This is a genomic window from Promicromonospora noduliphila (assembly GCF_056951025.1).
This window is the reverse complement of record NZ_CM167806.1, coordinates 4339051-4355301: the sequence shown is the minus strand read 5'-3', so window position 1 is coordinate 4355301 and position 16251 is coordinate 4339051. Positions and strand designations below refer to the sequence as shown.

The 16251-nt window shown below is 73.5% G+C and carries 15 protein-coding genes; 12 read left to right on the top strand and 3 right to left on the bottom strand.

Going from position 1 to position 16251, the window contains the following annotated elements; genetic code table 11:
- Positions 1 to 40: 40 nt before the first annotated feature.
- Positions 41 to 1126, top strand: a complete 1086-nt coding sequence (locus AC0QU1_RS19105; RefSeq protein WP_483571570.1) for a CobW family GTP-binding protein — start codon at positions 41 to 43, stop codon at positions 1124 to 1126.
- A gap of 142 nt (positions 1127 to 1268) precedes the next feature.
- Here the strand turns inward: AC0QU1_RS19105 and AC0QU1_RS19100 are convergent, their stop codons facing one another.
- Genes AC0QU1_RS19100 through AC0QU1_RS19090 form a run of 3 tightly spaced genes read right to left on the bottom strand, consistent with a single transcriptional unit; the run spans position 1269 to position 2468 of the window.
- Positions 1269 to 1760, bottom strand: coding sequence for a hypothetical protein (locus AC0QU1_RS19100; protein WP_483571568.1), 492 nt, complete (start codon positions 1758 to 1760; stop codon positions 1269 to 1271).
- Positions 1747 to 1998, bottom strand: coding sequence for a hypothetical protein (locus AC0QU1_RS19095; protein ID WP_483571566.1), 252 nt, complete (start codon positions 1996 to 1998; stop codon positions 1747 to 1749). The genes AC0QU1_RS19100 and AC0QU1_RS19095 overlap by 14 nt, the downstream gene beginning before the upstream one ends.
- A 26-nt stretch (positions 1999 to 2024) precedes the next feature.
- Complete coding sequence (locus AC0QU1_RS19090) at positions 2025 to 2468, bottom strand: VOC family protein (protein ID WP_483571564.1); 444 nt, start codon at positions 2466 to 2468, stop codon at positions 2025 to 2027.
- Between the two features lie 139 nt (positions 2469 to 2607).
- Between AC0QU1_RS19090 and AC0QU1_RS19085 the strand changes: the two genes are divergently transcribed.
- The 11 genes from AC0QU1_RS19085 (at position 2608) to AC0QU1_RS19035 (ending at position 15879) form a co-directional block, all read left to right on the top strand.
- A complete protein-coding gene (locus AC0QU1_RS19085; protein ID WP_483571562.1) occupies positions 2608 to 3261 on the top strand; it encodes a CGNR zinc finger domain-containing protein in 654 nt (217 codons plus the stop codon).
- Positions 3262 to 3482: 221 nt separating this feature from the next.
- Positions 3483 to 4553 (top strand): LacI family DNA-binding transcriptional regulator, encoded by a 1071-nt coding sequence (locus tag AC0QU1_RS19080; protein ID WP_483571560.1) that lies wholly within the window; start codon positions 3483 to 3485, stop codon positions 4551 to 4553.
- A complete protein-coding gene (locus AC0QU1_RS19075) occupies positions 4550 to 5491 on the top strand; it encodes a carbohydrate ABC transporter permease (RefSeq protein WP_483571558.1) in 942 nt (313 codons plus the stop codon). The genes AC0QU1_RS19080 and AC0QU1_RS19075 overlap by 4 nt, the downstream gene beginning before the upstream one ends.
- 4 nt (positions 5492 to 5495) lie before the next feature.
- Positions 5496 to 6323, top strand: coding sequence for a carbohydrate ABC transporter permease (locus AC0QU1_RS19070; protein WP_483571557.1), 828 nt, complete (start codon positions 5496 to 5498; stop codon positions 6321 to 6323).
- Between the two features lie 29 nt (positions 6324 to 6352).
- A complete protein-coding gene (locus AC0QU1_RS19065; protein ID WP_483571555.1) occupies positions 6353 to 7627 on the top strand; it encodes an ABC transporter substrate-binding protein in 1275 nt (424 codons plus the stop codon).
- A gap of 40 nt (positions 7628 to 7667) precedes the next feature.
- Positions 7668 to 8846, top strand: coding sequence for an ADP-ribosylglycohydrolase family protein (locus AC0QU1_RS19060; RefSeq protein ID WP_483571553.1), 1179 nt, complete (start codon positions 7668 to 7670; stop codon positions 8844 to 8846).
- The gene (locus AC0QU1_RS19055; RefSeq protein ID WP_483571551.1) at positions 8843 to 10240 is read left to right on the top strand and encodes an ADP-ribosylglycohydrolase family protein; all 1398 of its coding nucleotides are present in this window, start codon (positions 8843 to 8845) and stop codon (positions 10238 to 10240) included. Before AC0QU1_RS19060 ends, AC0QU1_RS19055 begins: the two co-directional genes overlap by 4 nt.
- On the top strand, positions 10237 to 11409 hold the full coding sequence (locus AC0QU1_RS19050; protein WP_483571549.1) for a ribokinase: 1173 nt from the start codon (positions 10237 to 10239) through the stop codon (positions 11407 to 11409). Before AC0QU1_RS19055 ends, AC0QU1_RS19050 begins: the two co-directional genes overlap by 4 nt.
- Positions 11406 to 13619 carry an SUMF1/EgtB/PvdO family nonheme iron enzyme gene (locus AC0QU1_RS19045; protein ID WP_483571547.1) on the top strand — a complete coding sequence of 738 codons (2214 nt, stop codon included), beginning with the start codon at positions 11406 to 11408 and terminating at the stop codon, positions 13617 to 13619. Before AC0QU1_RS19050 ends, AC0QU1_RS19045 begins: the two co-directional genes overlap by 4 nt.
- Positions 13616 to 14824, top strand: coding sequence for a CaiB/BaiF CoA transferase family protein (locus AC0QU1_RS19040; protein ID WP_483571545.1), 1209 nt, complete (start codon positions 13616 to 13618; stop codon positions 14822 to 14824). Before AC0QU1_RS19045 ends, AC0QU1_RS19040 begins: the two co-directional genes overlap by 4 nt.
- Entirely contained in the window at positions 14821 to 15879 is a 1059-nt protein-coding gene (locus AC0QU1_RS19035) for an HpcH/HpaI aldolase/citrate lyase family protein (RefSeq protein WP_483571543.1), read from the top strand. The genes AC0QU1_RS19040 and AC0QU1_RS19035 overlap by 4 nt, the downstream gene beginning before the upstream one ends.
- The last annotated feature ends 372 nt before the right edge of the window (positions 15880 to 16251 follow it).

Here is a 16251-nt window from a genome sequence, read left to right as displayed (position 1 = left end):
GAGGTCGCCGTCGGACCACGAGCGAACCGGAGGAGGCGCGATGAGCGCGAGCGGGCGCGTCCCCGTGGTGACGCTGACCGGGCACCTCGGTGCCGGCAAGACGACCCTGCTCAACCACCTGCTGCAGCAGCCCGGCGCGCGGGTGGGCGTGGTGGTCAACGACTTCGGCGACGTCAACGTCGACGCGGGCCTCGTCACCGGCCAGATCGACGAGCCGGCGTCGATCGCGGGCGGCTGCCTGTGCTGTCTGCCCGACGCCGGCGGCCTCGACGCAGCGCTCGACAGGCTCACCCACCCGCGGCTGGGGCTGGACGTCGTGATCGTCGAGGCCAGCGGCATCGCCGACCCGGTGACGCTGTCCCGGCTGATCCGGTTCAGCGGGGTCGAGCGGGTGCGGCCCGGGGGAGTGGTCGACGTCGTCGACGCCGTCGAGCATTTCGGCACCGTCGACCACGGGGGCGAGCCACCCGCGCGGTACTCGGTGACGTCGCTCGTCGTCGTGAACAAGACCGACCGCCTGCTGGACGGCGAGCGCGAGGCGACGCTCGCGCGGATCGAGGCGCGGGTGCGCTCGCGGAACCCGGCGGCGCAGGTGGTGCGCACCTCGCACGGGCGCGTCGACCCGGCGCTGGTCTACGACGCCGCGTCCGCCGAGGACCCGCCCGACGAGCTCCCGCTGGCCGCCCTCCTGCGCGACGGCCGCCAGCACGACCACGAGCATGCGGACGCCGTCACGGTGGCTGCGCCCGGGCCGGTCAGCCCCGGGCGGCTGGTCGACCTGCTGGAGGATCCGCCTGCCGGTGCGTACCGGATCAAGGGGCGCGTCGTGGTCGACACCGGGCGGAGCCTGCGGGGTTACGTCGTCAACGTCGTGGGGCGTTCGGTGCATGTGATGAGTGGTGGGCGAGGGACGGGTGGCGTGCCCAGGGTCGGCGGGGCGCCCGGGGTCGGCGGATCGCTGGGGGTCGGCAGTGCCGGCGGTACGGCCGGCGAGCTCGTGGCGATCGGCATGCACCTCGACGTCGAGCAGGTGCGGAAACGGCTGGACCGGGCGCTGACGCCGTCCGCCGGACCGGACGCCGCCGGCTTCGCCCGCCTCCAGCGATACAGGCGGCTCAGCGCCTGAGCTAGTCGATAGGCGCAGCGCGGGGAGGAAGGTCCGCCTCGAGAACGGTCTTAGGCACCGAATTTGGCCCGAGCCGGTGCCTCAAGCCGTTCTCACGGCGGACCTTTGGCCAACCCCCTGCGATCATGGCCAGCGCCCGTGATCAGAAGTTGAAGTCGCCGATCCCGCTCCCGTAGGTGGGTGGTTCCTCGTCGCCCTCAGCGGCCCACGCGTCCCAGAGCGCCGACGACGCGGCGTAGGCCGCCACCGTGCCGAGAATCGCGGTGCCGACGGCGGCGTCGAGCGCGGTGCCGGTCGGATCGGTTCCGGCCGGGTCCGTGCCGAGCAGCCTCGCGAGCGTGCCGGGCCGGCGTGACTCGGCACGGGATACAGACCGGGCCAGCGCCGCCGCGGAGGCGTCGGCGGGGCGCTCGTCGGCGCTCGCGGCAGCGGTGAGCTGCTCGAAGACGGCGTCACGCTGCTCGGGGCTCAACCGCGCGAACGCCTCGGCGTGCACCCCCTCGACAGCAGCCGGCGGGGCCGATGCGAGCATTCGCTCATAGCGGTCCAGCGCGTGGGCACCGACGGCGTCCGCCGGCGCCGTCCGCTCGGACTGGCCGGACCGACGACGCGCGAGGCGATCAAACAGGCTCATCACGGCCTCCTGCGGGCGAGCCGGCGGCGGGTGCGTCGGCGGCGGGAACTATGCGGTACCCCTGTTCCGCGAGGGTGCGGGCCATGTGCGCGGCGTACCACTGCGGCCAGTCCTCGTCGTACACACCGCCCAGGTCTTCCTTCTCGTGCACGCCGTGCGCGGCGGCGGCCTGCTTGAGCAGGTCGAGCAGGATCTCGCCGGACCGTGGCTCCATCGTGGTCTCCTCGTGCGTCCCCATGTCGGTCTCCGCCGGGCCCGGTGGGTTCAGCGACCGGGGAGGCGGTCGACGACCTGCTGGAGCACCCACTCGTTGCCGTCGGGGTCGGCGAACGACGCGAACGAGGCGTAGCTCGTGTGCTCGGGATGCGGGCCGGGGACACGGTGCGCCGTGCCGGCCCAGTGGAAGACGCCGTCCTCGTCGTGCCAGACCTCGCTGATGTCAGCGCCCCGCTCGGCGAGCTCCGCGCGCGCCGCGGCGATGTCCGTCACCACGAGGTGCAGACCGCGCACCGACCCCGGGGCGGCGTCGGTGAGGTGCTCGCCGAAGATGATCGACGCGGCCGAGCCGGGCGGCGTGAGCTGCACGACACGCAGGCCGCGCTCGGTGGTGAAGTCGGCGTCGTGCCGCCAGCCGAGGCCCGCGTAGAAGGCCTTGGCGCGGTCCACGTCCGAGACGGGCAGGACGACTACCTCGAGCTTGAGCTTCATGGTGCTCTCCGATCCTGGATGCTGATGTAACCACCTTGAGTGGTTACTGCGATGGCAGGAACTGTGGCACAGGTCGTGTAACCCGTCAAACTGGTTACGAGGCTTGTGCGTCACACTGGTCACCGGTCAGAATGGTTACGTGAACCACGCCTTCCCCTGCGGCACGCTCGCGCTCGACTTCCTCGGCACGCTGCGCGCCCGCCGCAACCCGGTCCCCACCGAGAAGCTCGGCACGCCCGAGCTCCTCGACGACTGGTTCGTCGAGTCGGGCATGTTCGACGCCGCCCCGCGCGCCGACGAGGCCGACCTGGCGGCAGCCGTGGAGCTGCGCGAGTCGATCTACGCGCTCGTCGAAGAACGGCTCGGCGGTCGCGCCGCCCTCGCGGCCCTCGCCGACCCCGGCGCTCCGGAGGCGCCCGCCGCGCCCGCCGACCCCGATGCACTCGCGGCGGCCGTCGCCGTGCTGAACCGGCACGCCGCGGAGCCGCCCGTCGTCGTCGCGCTGGGCCTCGACCAGGCAGGCGACGTCGGCGCCGCCGTCACCCGCCGCACCGGTACGGCCGCGCAGGGGCTCGCGGCCGTCGCGCGCGAGGCCGTCGAGATCCTCGGCGGCCCCGACGCCGCGCTGCTGCGCGAGTGCGGCCGCCCCGAGTGCACCCAGGTCTACCTGGACCGCTCCCGCGGCCACCGGCGCGAGTGGTGCGCCATGCGCACCTGCGGCAACCGGGTCAAGGTCTCGGCCTACCGCTCCCGCCACCGCACCGCCCCGGCGACGACGCCGACTGGCGCCTGACCGGATGTGCGCTTCTACCCAGCCATTGGGCCCGGAATCGACGTTGATTTTGGGCCCAATCGCTGGGTAGAGCCCGCATCGGCGGGCCTGGGTCGCTTGACGCCTTGTCCGGCGCGGTGCAACACTGGCCGGCATCACAGGAAACGTTTCCAGTTCGCCCATGGCGCCGAGCTGGAAACGTTTCCAGATGCCCCAAGACCTCACGACGAAGTGGAGCGACAGTGTCGTCATCACGCGCCACCCTCATCCAGGTGGCCGAGCGTGCCGGGGTGTCGCTCGCCTCCACGTCGCGGGCGCTGCACGGCACCGGCGCCAGCTCAGCGATGGTCGAAAGAGTCCGCGCCGCGGCCGAGGAGCTCGGCTACAGCCCGGACGCGATCGGCCGGTCGCTGCGGATGAAGCGGACCTTCCAGGTCGCGTTCGCGGTCGCCGACATCGGCAACCCGGTCTACGTCGAGATGCTCACCGCTATCCACGAGGTGCTGGCGCCGCACGGGTACCGCGTGGTCGTCATGTCGACTGGCCACACCGTCGCCTCCACGGTGGACCTGGTCCGCAGCCTGGGCAGCGGGTTCGTGGACGGCCTGATCGTCAGCCCGCTGCGCACCGACGACGCGCTCGTGGACGCCATCAAGCAGGCGCCCGTGCCCGTCGTCGTGATCGGCCGCTCGCTGGACCAGCACGGCATCGACTCCGTCTCCACGGACTCGGCAGCGGGGCTCGGCCAGGCGGTCGCCCACCTCGTGGAGATCGGCCGACGCCGGATCGGGTTCGTCAACGGTCCCCTCGACACCACGCCGGGCGCCGCCCGCCAGCGCGGTTTCGACGCCGCGACCAGCGGGCCCGCGTTCGCCGGGGACCACGCCGAGACCGAGCGGGCCGAGGACTTCACCGTCGCCGCCGGCCTCGACGCCGCCCGCCGCCTGCTCTCCCGCACCCCCGCGGCCGCCCCGTTCGACGCCGTCGTGGCCGCGAACGACCTGCTCGCGATCGGCGTCATCCGGGCCGCCGGCGAGCTCGGGCTGTCGGTGCCCGGCGCGCTCGCCGTCACCGGCATGGACGACACCGAGATCGGCCGCGTCTTCCAGCCGAGCCTGACCAGCGTCTCGCTCGGCTCGGCCGAGCGTGGTCGCGCGGCGGCCCGGCTCGTCCTGGACCGGGTCGGCGACGGCGTGGAGCCCGCCCAGCAGATCGCCATCGGACCGCACCTCGTCGTGCGTGAGTCCACGGCCCCGCACGCGGCCGACGGCGCCGTCGGCCCGCCCGCTGCGAAGGAGAAGAACGCACGATGACCGTCGACACCCCGTCCCGGCCGCGCTTGGCGGCCCGCGCCCCGAGCGGCCTGGACCGTGCCCGACGGCGCGAGGCCGCCGCGCTCGTGATGCCGTCCCTGCTGCCGATCCTCGTGCTGTCGGTGGCGCCGCTGCTGATGGGCGTGCTCCTGGCGTTCACCGACGCGGAGCTCGTCCGCCGTCCCGACTACCAGTTCGTGGGCGTCGACAACTTCGTGCGGCTGGCGGGCAACTCGTTCTTCTGGGACTCGTTCCGTATCGGCATGGTGTGGGCCGTCGCGGTGACCGTGCTCCAGCTCGTGGCCGCCCTCGGGCTCGCGCTGCTGCTCAACTCAGGGCTGCGGCTACAGGGGCTCACGCGCGTGCTGGCGCTGATCCCGTGGGCGATGCCGCCCGTCGTCGTCGCGATCATGTGGCGGATGATCTACTCGCCCAACGCGGGGCCGCTCAACGCGTTCCTCGGCTCGCTGGGTCTGCCGGACGACGTCAACTGGCTCGCCGACTTCGCCACGGCGCTGCCCGCCGTCATCGTCGTCGGTGTCTGGGTGGGCATGCCGCAGACCACGGTGACGCTGCTCGCCGGGCTGCAGCAGATCCCCGGCGAGCTGCACGAGGCCGCCGCCATGGACGGCGCAGGGGCGTGGCGGCGGTTCACCGCCGTCACGCTGCCGAGCCTTCGGCCCATCGTCGCGTCGATCACGTCGCTCAACTTCATCTGGAACTTCAACTCGTTCTCCCTGGTCTACGTGCTGACCGAGGGCGGGCCAGGGGGCCGCACCATGCTGCCGATGCTGTTCACGTACCTGGAGGCGTTCAAGAACCGCAACATCGGGTACGCGGCCGCGATGGGCGTCGTGCTGGTCGTGGTGGTCGTCGCGCTCCTCGCCCTCTACCTGCGGTCGCAGCTTCGCGACGACCGCGCCGAGAAGAAGGGCTGAGCCGATGCGCGCACTCGTCCGCCCCGCCCAGTACGTGGCGCTGGCCGCCTACATCCTCTTCCTCGGCTTCCCGCTGCTGTGGCTCATCTCGGCGTCGGTGAAGTCGTCCGCGGAGCTCAACTCGCTCGTCGTGAGCCTGCTGCCGCAGGAGTGGCACTGGGCGAACTACGCCGAGGCGCTCGCCCGGCAGGGCCTGGTGCCGTCGGCGGCGAACAGCGCGATCGTCGCGCTGGCGTCCACGGCCCTGGTCATCCTGATCGCGCTGCCCGCGTCCTACGTGCTGGCGCGGCTCAAGGGGGCGATCCGCGCGGCCGGCGTCGGCTGGATCCTGGTGAGCCAGGTGTTCCCCGTGATCCTCGTGGTGCTGCCCCTGTTCCTGGTGCTGCGCACCATCGGGCTCACCGACAGCCTCGTTGGACTGATCCTCGTGCACACCACGTACACGCTGCCGTTCGCGCTGTGGATGCTGCAGGGCTACGTCGCCGCCATCCCCGTGGACCTGGAGGAGGCGGGGGCGATGGACGGCGGCAGCCGCCTGGTGGTGCTGCGCCGGATCGTCTTCCCGCTGCTCGCGCCCGGCGTCGTCGCCACGGCGATGTTCAGCTTCGTCTCGTCGTGGAACGAGTTCTTCTTCGCGCTCGTGCTGCTCCAGTCGCCCGAGAACTACACCCTGCCCATCACGCTGTCGACGTTCATCGGCGGCGAGGGCAAGGTCGCGCTCGGCCCGCTCGCCGCCGGCTCCGTGCTTGCGGCGATCCCCAGCATCGTCTTCTTCTCGATCATGCAGAAGAAGCTCACCGGCGGCCTCATGGCCGGGGCGGTCAAGGGATGACCGCCCACATCCATCGGAAAGGTAGATCCATGAAGTCTCGTGGAGTGTTCATCGCCGCATGCCTCACGACCACCACCCTGCTGCTCGCCGCCTGCGGGAGCGGGGACTCCGGTGACGACGGCCCGGTGACCCTCAAGTTCCAGGCCCTGTCCGACCAGCCCGCTGCCATCGCGGCGACCGAGTCGATCGTCGCCGACTGGAACGAGGCCAACCCCGACGTCCAGGTCGAGATCGTCCCGGCCGGCTGGGACGGCGTCTACGACAAGCTCATCACCCAGTTCAACGGGGGCGCCGCGCCCGACATCATCCACTACGAGGCCGCGAGCATCGTGTCCTTCGCCCGCGACGGCTACCTCGCGGACCTCACCGACCTCATGTCCCAGGAGCGCCGTGCCGACATCCCCGAGGGCATCCTCGACTCGGTCACCGTCGACGACCAGGTGATCGCCTACCCGACCGAGCTGCAGTCGTACGTGGTCTTCGCCAACCGCACGCTCCTGGAGGACGCCGGCGTCCAGATCCCGACCGGCGACACCATGACGTGGGACGAGCTGCGCGAGATCGCGCAGGCCACCACGAAGGGCGACGTCTACGGCCTCGGCTGGGGTCTGTCCAGTCCGACGGCGGCGTTCATGTCACTGGCCCCCGGGTTCGGCGGCACCTACCTGGAGGGTACGGGCGAGGGCGCCACGCTGACCATCGGCGAGGGCGAGATGGCCCTGCCCGAGCTGGTGCACCAGATGGCGTACGAGGACGAGTCGATCCTGCCCGTGACCATGACGCAGTCGGGTTCCGAGGCCATCGCGTCGTTCTACGCCGGGCAGACGGCGATGACCGTGCAGGGCTCCTACCAGGCCGCGAACATCGCCAAGGACGCCCCCGAGGGCTTCGACTGGGTGGCGCTGCCGCCGCTGGCCGGCCCGGAGGGTCCGCAGCAGGCCGCCAACCCGCAGACGCTGTCGGTCAACATCGACTCCGAGCACGTCGAGGAGTCGGCCGAGTTCATCGAGTTCTTCACGCAGACGGAGCACCTCGCGGCGCTCAACGAGGCGGACGCGCTGATCCCGGCGACGACGTCGGCGCAGGAGGCCCTGACGGAGAAGCTGGCCGACGAGAACGGCTGGAGCACGATCCTGGCCGGAGGCCAGAACTTCGTCTCGGCCCCGTACCTGTTCGCCGACTCCTACGCGCAGTGGAAGGACACGGTGGCGACGCCGGCCTACCAGCGGTACCTCGCGGAGGAGACCGACGAGTCGGAGCTCGCCGAGCAGCTCACGAGCGGCTGGGACGAGATCACGCAGTGACAGATCCCGCAGTGACGACGGAACGACGAGGGAGCGTAGCGTGAGCTGGTTGGAGGACCGGTCGGTGGCCGTGATCACCGGGGCCGCCGTGGGGGATGCCCTCGGCGGCGCCACCGAGGGCTGGACGCCCGAGCAGATCGAGGACCGGCACGGGGGCCGCGTCCGCGGCGTCGTCGGGCCCTGGTACCCGAACTGGCAGGACGCGCGCCCCATCGCGCCCTACCACAAGGGCGACGGGCACATCACCGACGACACCCTCATGACCAGGGCGCTGGTCGAGGTGTACGCGAAGCGGCGCGCGCACCTCGACGCGTACGCGATGGCCGAGGACCTGGTGCCGCTCATGATCGGCGAGCCGCGCTGGATCCCCGAGCTGGAGTCGACGGCGCTGCTGCTCCAGCGTGTGTTCCTCGCGGAGAAGTGGCTGGTCACCAGGCTGCACTACGGCCACGTCGACCCGCGCGAGGCGGGCGTCGGCAACGTCGTCAACTGCGGGGCCGCCATGTACATCCCGCCGGTCGGGCTGGTGAACGCGGGTGACCCGCGGGCCGCCTACGCGGAGGCGATCGACCTGACCGGCGCGCACCAGTCGAGCTACGGCCGGGAGGCGGCGGGCGTGTTCGCGGCGATGGTCGCGGCGTCCGTCGCCCCCGGCGCCACGCTCGACGGCGTGGTCGCCGCGGCGCTCGACGTCGCGCACGACGGGACGGCCGCTGCGCTGCGCGCCGTCGTCGACGCGGTCTCCGGCTGGCCGGCGGCGCCGGTGAACGACGACGAGGAGCGCCGGCTCGCGCGCCTCGTGCGCGAGGTGGTGGCCCCCTACGACTCGGTGGGCCCGGAGTACCGGCAGATGTCGCTGGACGCGCGCCGCCCCTCGCGCACCAAGTCCATCGAGGAGCTGCCCGTAGCGCTGGGGCTCCTGCTCGGGCACCGCGGCGACTACCGTGGCGCCGTGCTGGCCGCCGTGAACTACGGGCGCGACGCCGACTCGATAGCCGTGATGGCGGGGGCGATCGCCGCGGGGCTCGGCGGGAGCGCCGTCGTGCCCACCGAATGGCTCGACCAGGTCGAGGCGGCCAGCAAGATGGACGTCCGGGAGACCGGGCGGCTCATGGCGGGCGCGGCGACCGACATCCTGCGCGCCGACCGGGAGCGGGCGCTCGCCCGGCTCGCGGCCCTGGACGCCGTCGCCCCGGTGCCGGCGGGTGAGTCCGCGTGAGGCTGACCTGGGCCCAGCCGGAGGACCTGCTCGCGCACGAGCTGGTGCAGTCGGCTCACGAGGGCAAGGACGTCGCGGACGTGCGCGACCGCTGGGTGGCGGCGGGCGGCGATCCGACGGCGGCGGTGAGCGGGGCCGGGCCGGTTCCGGCGTCGCCTGAGCTTCGCGCGCTGGCCCGTGAGCTGCTGGACGAGCTGGCGGCGCGGCCCGCGCCGTCGGCGCCCGGCGAGCCCGATACCTGGGTGGGGACGGAGGCCCTGCTGCCGCCCGCGCCCGACCTGCCGCGCCGTCCGGCCGACCCCGACCCGGAGGCGGCGTACGCGGCCCGGGTGGCCGGCGCCTGGACCGGCCGCGCCGCGGGCTGCCTGCTCGGCAAGCCCGTGGAGAAGATCCCGCGCGAGGGTATCGAGGAGATCCTCCGCGCGACCGGCCGCTGGCCGCTGCGCCGGTACTTCACGGCCGTGGGCCTGCCCGACGACGTCGCGCAGCGCTGGCCGTGGAACCGCCGGTCGGCGCCGACGTCGCTGGAGGAGAACATCGACGGGATGCCGGAGGACGACGACCTCAACTACCCGATCCTCGCCCTCACGCTCCTTGAGCGGCACGGCCGCGGGTTCACCACCGACGACGTCGCGCAGCTCTGGCTCGACAGCCTGCCCGCCGGGCGCACCTTCACGGCCGAGCGCGCCGCGTACCGGAACATCCTGGACGCGCGGGCCGAGACCGCGACGCACCACAACCCGTTCCGGGAGTGGATCGGGGCCCTGATCCGGACCGACGTGCTCGGCTGGGTCTCGCCCGGCGACGTGCGCGGGGCGGCCCGGCTCGCCTGGGCCGACGCGCGGCTCAGCCACACCCGCAACGGGGTGTACGGGGCGGCGTGGGCGGCGGCGCTCGCCGCAGCGGCGATGGTGGCCGACGGCGTGGAGCGGGTGCTCGACGCCGCGGACGCCGTCGTGCCGCCGGGGAGCCGGCTGGCCGCCGCGGTGCGTCTGGGCCGCGCCCTGGGCCGGGACTGCGACGGGAGCGAGGCCGGCGTGCGGGCCGGGCTGGACCGGATCCACGCCGAATACGGGCACCTGCACTGGGTGCACGTGCTGAACAACGCGGCGGTCATCGCCTTCGCGCTGAGCGCGGGCCGGGGCGAGTTCGGGCCCTCGGTCTCGATAGCGGTCACCGCCGGGTGGGACACCGACTCGGCGGCCGCGACCGTGGGCGGGGTGGTGGGGGCGCTGCGCGGTGCCGACGGTATCGGGGAGCAGTGGACCGCGCCGCTGGACGGCCGGATCGCGACCTCCCTGCCGGGCGGGGAGCAGCGCATCGCCGACCTCGTGACGCGGACCGTCGCGCTGGCGGTCGCGGCCGGCGCGTCCGGGACGGAGGCTGGGGCATGAGCACGGGACGCGTGGTGGTCGTCGGGTCGGCGAACGTCGACCTCGTGGTCGACGTGCCCAGGCACCCCGCGGGCGGCGAGACGATCCTCGGCGGCGACCTGCGTCGCACGCCGGGCGGCAAGGGCGCCAACCAGGCGGTCGCCGCGGCGCGGGCCGGGGGCGCCGAGACGACGTTCGTGGGCGCGCTCGGCCGGGACGAGTCGGCCGAACTGCTGCTCGCCTCGCTGGACGGCGCCGGCGTGCGGACCGACACCGTCGACCGGGTCGAGAACCCGACCGGCACCGCCCTGATCACCGTCTCGCCCGACGGTGAGAACACCATAGTCGTGGCGCCGGGGGCCAACTCGTGCGTGCGCATCGGGGCGCCGCAGGCCCGCCGGATCGCGGCCGCCGACGTCGTCCTCGCGCAGCTCGAGATCCCGCTCGACGCCGTGGTGGCCGCGGCGCGGGCGCGGCGGGAGGGGGCGCTCTTTGTGCTCAACGCGGCGCCGTCGCGGGAGTTGACGGAGGAGCTGTGGGGGCAGATCGACGTGCTGGTGGTGAACGAGCATGAGGCGGCGGACCTGGTGAGGGGACTGGCGGGGTCTGGTGCGGTTGGGGGCGATGACGCGGCGAGCGCTGGTGGTGCAGACGACGGTGCGGCGGATGGCGGCGGGGACCGTGCTGCAGCGGGTGCCGGTGGCGCGGGCAGCGGCGCGTCCGAGGCCCCGTCGCCTGAGGCCGCGACCCCCGAGCACCTCGCGAACGTGCTGCTGGAGCGCGTGCCCGCCGTCGTCGTGACGCTCGGTGCCCAGGGCAGCCTCGTGGCGCAACGCGGTCGGCCGAGCGTTCGGGTGCCCGCCGCTCACGTCCGAGTGGTTGACACAACCGGCGCAGGTGACACGTACTGCGGCGTGCTGGCCGCGGCCCTCGCCCGCGGTACCGGGCTGGCCGACGCCGCCCGTGTGGCCGGGGCCGCCGGGGCGCTCGCGGTCACACGGCCGGGCGCGCAGGATGCCGTGCCGGCGGCCGCCGACGTCGCCGCGTTGGCCAAGAACCTGGCTGAGGGGCGCCCGGACCAAGCCGAGGGGCCGTCGGCCGAGAACCTGGCCGAAGGGCCGTCCGAACGGATCGAGGACCCGGCCAAGCCGCCGTCGGACCTGGCCGAGCAAGCAGGAGAGACCGCATGACCTACACCTTCGACCCCCTCGTCCCGCGCCCGATCGACCGGCCGGCCGAGGTCGCCGTCGGGCCGCTGAGCGCGGAGCGGAGCGAGGCCCTGGACGAGGCGAAGATCTTCGCCGGCCCGGCGGATCCGGCCGACCGCCCGGCGTGGCGCGAGATGCTGCGCGCCTGGCGGGCCGACGCGCGCGAGCGCCACAATTACACCGGTGCCGCCTACGCGCGGCCCGAGGCCGCCTGGGCGGCGCGGGCGCACACCGTGGCGCAGGTCTGGCTCTGGGACGAGCTGCTCTACTCGTTCGAGGAGGGTCGCTTCACGCCGGAGCGGTTCCTCGCGGACGCGGCGGAGCGGTTCGGCGGGCTCGACGCCGTCGTGCTGTGGCATGCCTACCCGGTGATCGGGCTGGACGACCGCAACCAGTGGGACTTCTACCGCGACGTCCCGGGCCTGGGCGGCCTGGTGGAGCGGCTGCACGCGGCGGGCCTGCACGTGTTCGTCGACTACAACCCGTGGGACGTCGGCACGCGGCGCGGCGCCGACGACGTCACCGAGCTGGCGACGGTGGTCGCGGAGCTCGGAGCGGACGGCGTCTTCCTGGACACCCTGAAGAAGGCCGAGCCCGAGCTGGTCGCCCGGCTGGAGGAGGCGCGCCCCGGCATCGTGCTGGAGGGCGAGTCGAAGCTGCCGGTCGAGCGGATCGAGGACCACTCGTCGTCGTGGGCGCAGTTCTTCGCCGACTCGCCGGTACCCGGCGTGCTGCGCGCGCACTGGTACGAGCGGCGGCACATGCAGCACCACGTGCGGCGCTGGCACCGCGACCACTCCGCGGAGCTGCAGTCGGCGTGGCTCAACGGGGTCGGCGTCATGGTGTGGGAGGTCGTGTTCGGGGCGTGGGTCGGGTGGTCCCGGCGCGACGCCGCGACCGTGCGGCGGATGGTGACGGTCCAGCGCGCCGTCGGCGACCTGCTGCTCGACGGCGCGTGGACGCCCCTGGCCCCGCTGGCCGACGAGGCCGAGGCCGCGGGGGTGTACGCGTCGCGGTGGGAGCTGGACGGAGTGACGCTGTGGACGCTGGTGAACCGGGGCGAGACGGACTACGGGGGGCCGGTGTTGGCGGCGGATGCGCCGGAACGGGCGGCCGGCCGGCTGATCGCACTTACGGGGTCTCGTTCTGGCGATGTGTCGGACGAACAGGTCACCGGGGTGACCGTGGCTGACAGGTCTGGCGGGTCTGGTGCGGCCGGCGGGTCTGGCGCGCCGAGTGCGGCGGACGTCGTCGTCCCCGGCCGAGGCATCGCCGCGCTCCTGCACGTGGCGGCCGGCGCTGAGGAGCCAGCGTGGCTGCCGAGCATGCTCAGGACCCTCGCGGACCTACCCCACGACGCCGACGCACGGTTTCCGCACCGGCTCGCGCGCCGCGGTGGCCCGACGGCATCGTCGACCACGCCGTCGGCCAACCCGTCAGATACACCGGCCACGGAGGCGGCCCACGCATCTGACAGTTCAGGGCTGACGGGTGCACCCGGGGACTCCGACGTCGTCGTCCTCCCCCAAGGCCCCTACGTGCTGACCGTGCGCTACCGCGCGCGGGAGACCGGGATGTACCAGGGCGCACCGTACGTGGACGAGTGGAAGCCGCTCGCCCCGCGCCTGCACGACGCGCGGACGCTCCAGCGCGACGGCGTGCTCGCCGCGCCGGTCGCGGTCGCGACGGCCGAGGTGACCAACGCGCAGTTCGCGGAGTTCCTCGATGCGACCGGCTACGCCCCGCGCGAGGCGCACCGGTTCCTCGCGCACTGGGCCGACGGCCGCCCCGCCGTCGGCACGGAGGGGGAGCCCGTGACGTTCGTCGACCTCGACGACGCCCGCGCGTACTGCGCCTGGCGCGGCGGACGGCTGCCCACCGAGGACGAGTGGCAGCTCGCGGGCGAGGCGCGTCCGGCAGCGTTCGGGCCCGGTCGGCCGGGGCCCGCCGTGTGGAACTGGACCGAGAGCGAGCACAGCGATGGCCGCACGCGGTTCGTGATGCTCAAGGGCGGCGGCGACTACCGCGCGGAGGGCTCCGAGTGGTACGTCGAGGGCGGGCGGCACGCGCCGGACTACTCGGTGAAGCTGCTGCTCCCGGGGCTCGGGCTGGCCCGGAGCGCGTCCGTCGGGTTCCGGTGCGCGTGGGACCTGGCCGCGGACGCCGCCGTCGGCCCGGAGGTGACGCCGTGACGGTCTCACGCGACCCGGCCGACGGCGCCCTGGCGGGCCTGCGCGTCGTGGACGCGTCCACGCTGTTCGCGGGGCCGATGGCGGCGATGCACCTGGGTGACCTCGGGGCCGACGTCGTCAAGGTGGAGCATCCGGCCAAGCCCGACCCGTCGCGCACGCACGGGGCCGCGAAGGACGGCGTCAACCTCTGGTGGAAGACGCTGGGGCGCAACAAGCGCGCCGTCACCGCGAACCTCGGCTCGCCGGGCGGGCGCGAGGTGTTCCTGGCGCTCGCGGAGCGCGCGGACGTGGTGATCGAGAACTTCCGGCCCGGCACGCTCGAACGCTGGGGCCTCGGCTACGAGGAGCTGTCGGCGCGCAACCCGCGCCTCGTGCTGGCCCGGGTCTCGGGCTTCGGCCAGACCGGGCCGTACCGCACGCGCCCGGGATTCGGCACGCTCGCCGAGGCGATGAGCGGGTTCGCGGCGATGACCGGCGAACCCGACGGCCCGCCCACCCTGCCGCCCTTCGGCCTTGCCGACGGCGTCGCGTCGCTCGCCACCGCGTTCGCGATCATGGCCGCGCTGTCGGCGCGTGAGCGCACCGGCCGCGGGCAGGTCGTGGACACCGCGATCGTGGAGCCGATCCTCGCGATGCTCGGGCCCCAGATCACGCGCTGGGACCAGCTCCGCACCGTGCAGCCCCGCACGGGCAACCGATCCAGCAACAACGCGCCGCGCAACACCTACCGCACCAGCGACGGGCACTGGGTGGCGGTGTCGACGTCGGCGCAGTCGATCGCCGAGCGAGTGATGCGGCTGGTGGGGCGGCCCGAGCTGGTGGACGAGCCGTGGTTCGCGCGCGGCGTCGACCGGGCGCGGCACGCCGACGAGCTGGACTCCGCCGTGGGCGGATGGATTGGGCGTCACACGCGGGCGGAAGTGGTGGCCGCGTTCGAGGAGGCACAGGCCGCGGTCGCGCCGGTGTACGACGCGCGGGACATCGTCGAGGACCCCCAGTTCCGGGCGCTCGGGACCATCCACGAGATCGATGACCCGGAGCTCGGGCCGATGCTGATGCAGGGGCCGCTGTTCCGGCTCTCGGAGCACGACGGCGTCATCCAGTTCACGGGGCGGGAGCACGGTGCGGACACGGATGAGGTGTTGGGGGAGTTGGGGTTCTCGCCGGAGCGGGTGGCGGAGCTGCGGGGGGAGGGGGCGGTATGACGGGCCGTGGGACGGGTGCCGGAGCGGGGCGTGCGCTAGGTAGTGCGGCGCGCGCCGGAGGGGCCGCGGGGCCGGGCGGTCCGCTGCTGACGCTGCTGTACGTGCCGGCCGACCGGCCCGACCGGGTGGCCAAGGCCCTGTCCTCCGCGGCGGACGCCGTGCTGGTGGACCTGGAGGACGCCGTCGCGCCGTCGCGCAAGGGGGAGGCGCGCGAGAACGTGGCGCGGCTTCTCGCGGGTTTGTCCGACGGCGGGGATGCCGGCTCGGCCGGTGAACTGACTGCTGGTCGGGCCGCTGGGTCCTTCGAGAGTGTGGACGTGGGGGCTCTCCGAGATTCGGCTGCTGGGGCCTTCCGGGGTTCGACCGGTGAGGCGCTCGGGCACCTGGCCGCTGGAATCGTGCAAGTGCGGATCAATCACGGCAGCACGCCGTGGCACGCCGCCGACGTCGCGATGCTCGCGGAACTGCCGTCCGCCGTCGGTGCGCGGATCCCCAAGGTGGAGACGGTCGAGGAGGTGCGGGCGCTTGCCGCGGCGCTGCCGGGGCGGGCGCTGCACCTGCTGGTCGAGTCGGCGCTCGGTGTCGAGCGCGCTTTCGAGCTGGCGACGGCGTCGCCGCAGGTCGCCTCGATCGGGTTGGGGGAGGCGGACCTGCGCTCCGACCTGCGGGTCGACGCCGACGACGGGCTGCTCTGGGCGCGAAGCCGTGTGGTGGTCGCCGCGCGGGCGGCGGGGCTGGTGCCGCCGGTGATGTCGGCGTACACGAACGTGCGCGACCTGGATGGGCTGGCGGCGTCGTGCCGGGTGGGCCGCGCGCTCGGCTTCAGCGGGCGGACGGCGATCCACCCCGGGCAGCTCGACACGATCCGCGCGGCCTTCCTGCCGTCGGCCGAGGAGGTCGCCGCGGCGCGGGAGGTGCTGGCGCGGGTCGGTGCTGCCGCGACGCAGGGCGTCGGTGCCGTGGCGCTGGAGGACGGGACTTTCCTCGACGTGGCGATGGTGGAGCGGGCGCGGTGGGTGGTGGAGCTGGCGAGGCGTGGGACGCGGTCGCGCTGAGGTGACTTCAGGGTGATCTGAGGGCGAGAAGTGGGAAGGCGCCATGCACCGCGACCTAGTTTCGGAATGCACCTTCCTTGTTCACGCAATCGAGGCAAAGGAGCCTGTCATGCGAGTCGCGCCCTACCACTCGACCAACCCGTCCGACCCCGACGTGCACCACGTTCACGACAACTGCCCCAGTGGGCAGCAGATTCCTCCGCGCAACCGGCGCGGTGGGACCAACGGCTGGCCGCTCTGCGGTCATTGCAGGGACATGTGAGCCGGCTGCGGAGAGGCGGGGTCTGCCGTCGCCTCTCCGCAGCGTCGTCGGTATTGGTGAGGGCAAGGCAGCCGAGATGGGCCTTGTCTTGAGGTGTGGCTTGGGTTGCG